Genomic DNA, 5,554 nt, shown 5'->3' on the forward strand with positions numbered 1-5,554 from the left:
GAAAGAAGAGCTAAGAGTCTTAATAAAAATCATGTTATTATATTTTGGTTAGGTTTACTATGTGATACAACTGGTACTTTGACTATGAGTAAAATAGCTAAATCAGGTGCAGCTACAATGAGTGCAAAAATATTGAGCTTAATGTACCTGATTCTTATGCCACACTAAAAGGATTATGTCATGATAACAGTAATAGACTGAATTCAACAAAAGTTATAAATAGATTTAAAAAATATATAGATTCTGTTCCTCAATATTCAAATGCTGAAACACATAAAAATATGGAGGCTCTAACATTAAAACTTAGCTCATACGAATGGAACTTCGATATAGTTCCATGTTTTTTAACTTCTGAAAATTCACAAGGAAAAAGTTATTATATAATACCTGATGGTAAAGGTTATTGGAAAAAAACTGATCCTAGAATTGATAGAGATAATATCACAACTTTAAACCAAAATTTAGATGGAAACCTACTTAATGTAATAAGACTAGTAAAATACTGGAATAGAGAGAAGTCCATAGGTATAGACTCTTCATATCTACTTGAAACTATGATTATAAATTTTTACAATCAACCTCAGAAAACTTGTGGCACTTATGTTGATATTGAATTTAAATCAGTTTTATTTTATTTAAAATCAGCTATATTTAATAACGTAACAGATTTAAAAGGAATACAAGGTAATTTAAATAATTATACTTATTATGAAAAACTCAATATATCTTCCTCTATTGATAAGTATTACAATTTAGCCGTAAAGGCACGTGAACTTGAATCAACAGATATGGAAGAATGCTTTAAAAAATGGAAAGAAGTGTTAGGTGGTGACTTCCCAGATTATGAATAATATTAGTGTTGACCAAAATAAAGAAGAAAACTTACTTCTTCTTTTTTCTCAAAAAACTTTATATAATAAAGCTAAAACAACTAAATATTTTACATTGCTTCTAGCTATAATTAATTTTTTACTGGGGATAGTCTCTAAAACAACTGATTTATATAAAGATCAATTTTTAATTTTCATTTTCATAATTGCGTTGTCCTCTAAATATTTAAAAAATCTTTCATGTAAATTTAATGACTTAGCATCATCTACTCAAGAACTAATTGACCGTAAACTGTATGGTTTTAAAATTGAAAGTAGATTTTTAGAAAACCATACTGCATCTGAACTTATATCAGTTGCAAAAGATTTAAAAGAAAAATATCCTCAAAAGTATTTAGTTGAGATAAGTAATAGTGGTACTGATAAGCCTAATGGTGTTAAAGATTGGTATACAAAAATTTATTCTAATTTGACAGTTGATGAATCAATATTAAAATGTCAGAAGCAAAATATATATTGGGATAAATATTTAATTAAATGCTATAAAAACATATTAAATACATTATGTATTTTTATTGGAATAATATTTTTAATTTTATATTGGAACCAAGGAGTAAATAGTTTTGTGTTAGGTATAATTTCATCTTTTTCTATTTTTGATCTTCTAAAAAACGAATTATCTATGACAAAGAAATTTACTACCCATAATATTGAAATAGATTCTATGATATCTGCTTCAGTTAATTTAGAATCTATAAATACAGATTTTCTAGAAAATTTACAATCAAAAATTTTTTCAAGAAGAAAGTCTTATTTAAATGTTCCTTCACTTATACACAAATTAAAATCAATCAAATTACATTCAAATTATGATAGGGATAATTAAATTGAGTAAAGATGTCTTTAAATTTAGGTTTAGGAACTAGTTAGATAAAAAAAGAGTGAAGGTATTGAAATTACTATATTTCTTTACGTTCACTCTTTCTTTATTTATTCGTTTTCTATGAAACTTTAATTAATTTTTGTAAATTCGATATATATTAATTGATTTAGTCTTTTCACTTTATTTATATCTATATTAATTACATTTTTTATGTATTTTCCTTTAAAAGAATACTTGATACAAATCTTAATTTAATAAGCCTTACTTTATCTTTTTTTCTAAGTTTTAATTTAACCCAATTATCATCTATATCTAAAATAATACCTTTAACTTCTGCTAAACCACCCAAAAAAATAATTTTACACTCTTGTCCTACCAAATCTAAAAATAACTTACTCAATTTTTTCTCCTCTCGACTTAAAGTATTTATAAAGAACATTTCATTAAACTTTTTTAATTGTTATATAACTACATTTACATTATCTTTTATCTCATTTTTTATTTAACCTAAAAAAATAGGATCATAGCTCCTATCCTTATACTTCACAATATATTAAAAATATTGTAAAATCTATAATTTAAAATTTGTTAAACTTCATATTTATAATTATTATCTTAATTTAATTGCTTTTAGCTTACATATCAACCCAAGTAGATGCTCCCGAATATATAAATTCAGTATGTTTACACTTAGGGCATACATAAATTTTAAAAATTAAATGTTCCTCTACATCAAAAATAGCTTTAAACAAACCTCGATTTGCTTCTTGAGAATCAAATCTATATTCTTTTAAATATTTTAATTCTGTTTTACATCTTAAACATTCCAAAAACTATTCCTCCTAAATTTAACTACTATAATCATTTAATTACTTTTGATTTTTCATATACTCATATAATGCCATAGATAATATATCTTGTACCTTATAATTTGAATTTTCTTTGCAAAATTTACTAAACTCTTTTTGCACTTCTTCATAAAGCCTATAACATCTTGATACTGTTTTTCCTTCAAACTTTTTTATATTTCTCGAATTATAATTATTTAATTTATTCTCTATAGTCTCTATTTTCGATTCTAATACTTGTATTTTTTCTTCTTGGATCTACGTCAATATTTTAGACACAAATAATTGAATTTTTAACTTGCTCTAGCTATTTTTTCGCATTCATTTGGAGATATAAAACCAATACTTCCATGAATTCTTTTCCTATTGTACCAACCTTCTATATATTCAAATAACTTCAGTTTTGCAGATTCAAAATCAAAATACTTAACTCTATAAACTTCTTCCTTCTTTAAAATGGCATGAAAAGATTCTATACAGGCATTATCATAAGGACATCCTTTTTTACTAAATGACTGAATCATTTTATTTTTTGATGTATAGTTACTAAAATCAGAGCTCGTATATTGCGAACCTAAATCAGAATGAAATATAAGGACATCGTCGGGCTTTTGAACTATAACTGCATTATCTAAGGATCTTATTATTAGATCAGTTGTCATATTCTTATCAAAGGCGTAGCCTACTATCTTTTTTGTATGTAAATCCATGACTGATGCTAAATAACACCAGCCATCTTTTATTGTGTGTATGTAAGTGATATCTCCAACCCACTTCTCATTTATAGTGTTTGTTGAAAAATCTTGATTTAAAATATTATCTTTATCTTCTATTTTTACTTTGGTAGTATGGTGCTTAAACTTTTTTACTATCACTGATTTTAACCCTAATTCACTCATAATTCTTTGTACTCTTTTTATACTTACATCGAATTTTTTAGATAGTATTTTATGAATTTTAGGAGCACCATAAATACCATTACTATCATCATAAATAGACTTAATTTCTTGCTTTAAAATTTCTCTTTCAACAGCTATTTTACTAGGTTTTTTGTACCTAAAAGAATAGTACGTACTTCTTGGAATACCTAACACTTTACACAATAATGCAACTTTATGATTTACCTTTAATTCATCAATCAGGTTTACAATAGATTCTACTTCTTTGCAAGTATGGCCATAGCCTTTTTTAAAATTTCATTTTCTTCCTTAATTTGAGAGAACTCTCTTTTAAGAGCTCTTAACTCTTTTAATGTGATTTCATCTTCTGAATTTGAAGAAACTGGAGAGTTATCTTTTATCCATGTAGATATTGTTGACTTTGGTATGCCATACTCGCTATGTAATACTGCTAATGATTTTCCTGATTTATATAATTCTATAATTGTATTTTTAAATTCTTCTGTATATCTTGCCATTTTTAGACACGTCCTTTCTAATCTACTTCTATTATAATTAGTTCGATTAATTGTGTCTATATACTTATACTAACATCATCTTTATTCTCGTGAGCACTTCCAAATGAATCTACAATGCCGAATGATACCTTGAAATCCGGAAATAAGTTATAGAACTTTGAACTGCACCCCATTTAGTAGACATAGTAAATAAGATACTGTAGAATTCTACTAAATGGGGTGATTTTTTTGATAAAAGAAGGTAAAGTAAGAAAAACATATAGTTCTGAATATAAATTGTTAGCTGTTAAAAGACATATTGACGATGGTATTTCATATAAAAGAGTTGCAGAAGAGTTCAGAGTGCATGAACAGATGATAATTAAATGGTGTAAAAAGTATAGAAACTATGGTGAAGAATCTCTTAGAGAACAAAGGGGAAGTTTTAAAGGACCTACTAAAGGTAGGCCTAGAACAAAAGAAATGACTAAAGACGAAGAAATATTAAAGTTAAAAGCCGAAAATGAGTATCTAAAAAAGTTGTTAAATCTAGAAAGGTTGTGATATGTAAACCTGACAAGTACAGTATTATTCATTCTATGAAAAATAAATATACTATAAGTTTTTTATGTTCAATAATCGGTGTTTCTCGAAGTGGATATTACAAGTGGATTTCAAGACAAACATCTCCCGATAGGGATTATGGAGTAAAACAAAAGATATTAGAAATATATAACAAATCTAATAAAGTTTATGGATATAGACGTATTAAAGCTACGCTTTTAAAGAAATATAACCTTAATATTAATCATAAAAAAGTAATCAGATTAATGAGATCATTAAAAATTAAATCTGTAATACGCAAAAAGAGATTTAGATACATATTACCAAAAGATATTATAGCAGATAAAATAGAGCCTAATATACTTAATCGAGATTTTAAAAGTGATCATCCAAACAAAAAGTGGGTTACAGATATAACGTATTTATACTATGGGAAATCTCGCCAAAGAGTATATTTATCTGCTATAAAAGATTTGTATAATAATGAAATAGTATCATATGAAATGAGTTCTACTTTAGATATGAGGTTTGTTTTGAATACAATAAATAAGGCTATAAAACCGCTTTCAGATAAAGAGAGGGCTGGGTTAATAATACATAGTGACCAAGGCGTTCACTATACTTGTTGTGATTATAAAAACCTTTTAAAGAAGAATAATATATTACAAAGTATGTCTAGAAGAGGAAATTGCTATGATAATGCTTCAATAGAAAACTTTTTTGGGCATCTTAAAAGTGAAGCCATTTATTTAAATTCATATAATTCAAAAGATGAATTAGAAATAGCTGTTCACAATTATATATATTGGTATAACAATGTTAGGATACAATCTAAATTAAAATACCGCACACCTATAGAATATAAGTGTGCGGCTTAGCTTAGAGCTATCTTATTTGAAATAGTCTACTTTTTAGGTATCAGTTCAATTAAATCTATACCTTATATTTTTCTAAAAATGATAAATATATTATTCTCAATAAAATAAAAGTCCAATAGATAATATAAATTCTTGGACTTTTTATTAAAAATATA

At 25.7% G+C, this 5,554-nt stretch carries 7 protein-coding genes; 4 read left to right on the top strand and 3 right to left on the bottom strand.

Translation table 11 applies throughout. The features are described from left to right. Positions 1-281: 281 nt before the first annotated feature. Positions 282-851, top strand: coding sequence for a nucleotidyltransferase family protein (locus NSA58_RS15110; protein ID WP_257560646.1), 570 nt, complete (start codon positions 282-284; stop codon positions 849-851). After that, positions 844-1,716: an S-4TM family putative pore-forming effector gene (locus tag NSA58_RS15115; RefSeq protein ID WP_257560647.1), complete on the top strand. Its 873-nt coding sequence runs from the start codon at positions 844-846 to the stop codon at positions 1,714-1,716. Before NSA58_RS15110 ends, NSA58_RS15115 begins: the two co-directional genes overlap by 8 nt. A gap of 205 nt (positions 1,717-1,921) precedes the next feature. On the opposite strand, the gene NSA58_RS15120 is transcribed toward NSA58_RS15115, so the two are convergent. From NSA58_RS15120 to NSA58_RS15130, 3 genes are all read right to left on the bottom strand, one after another. Next, a complete protein-coding gene (locus NSA58_RS15120; RefSeq protein ID WP_257560648.1) occupies positions 1,922-2,113 on the bottom strand; it encodes a DUF6897 domain-containing protein in 192 nt (63 codons plus the stop codon). 235 nt (positions 2,114-2,348) lie between these two features. Further along, on the bottom strand, positions 2,349-2,543 hold the full coding sequence (locus tag NSA58_RS15125; protein ID WP_257560649.1) for a zinc ribbon domain-containing protein: 195 nt from the start codon (positions 2,541-2,543) through the stop codon (positions 2,349-2,351). 311 nt (positions 2,544-2,854) lie between these two features. Beyond that, a protein-coding gene (locus NSA58_RS15130; protein ID WP_257560650.1) for an IS3 family transposase occupies positions 2,855-3,978 on the bottom strand; the annotation gives its coding sequence in 2 pieces (ribosomal slippage) (positions 2,855-3,744 and positions 3,744-3,978; 1,125 coding nt in all). A 228-nt stretch (positions 3,979-4,206) separates the two neighbouring features. Here NSA58_RS15130 and NSA58_RS15135 point away from each other — a divergent pair. Together NSA58_RS15135 and NSA58_RS15140 are read left to right on the top strand one after the other, a co-directional pair. Further along, positions 4,207-4,521 (top strand): transposase, encoded by a 315-nt coding sequence (locus tag NSA58_RS15135; protein ID WP_257560651.1) that lies wholly within the window; start codon positions 4,207-4,209, stop codon positions 4,519-4,521. A 35-nt stretch (positions 4,522-4,556) separates the two neighbouring features. Beyond that, positions 4,557-5,399: an IS3 family transposase gene (locus NSA58_RS15140; protein ID WP_257560652.1), complete on the top strand. Its 843-nt coding sequence runs from the start codon at positions 4,557-4,559 to the stop codon at positions 5,397-5,399. The last annotated feature ends 155 nt before the right edge of the window (positions 5,400-5,554 follow it).

Origin of the sequence: Terrisporobacter muris, from assembly GCF_024621905.1 — a bacterium.
Classification (GTDB): domain Bacteria; phylum Bacillota; class Clostridia; order Peptostreptococcales; family Peptostreptococcaceae; genus Terrisporobacter; species Terrisporobacter muris.

Coding starts and splice junctions, on each gene's coding strand:
- NSA58_RS15110 (WP_257560646.1), top strand. CDS start 282: ATGGAGGCTCTAACATTAAAACTTAGCTCATACGAATGGAACTTCGAT.
- NSA58_RS15115 (WP_257560647.1), top strand. CDS start 844: ATGAATAATATTAGTGTTGACCAAAATAAAGAAGAAAACTTACTTCTT.
- NSA58_RS15140 (WP_257560652.1), top strand. CDS start 4,557: ATGAAAAATAAATATACTATAAGTTTTTTATGTTCAATAATCGGTGTT.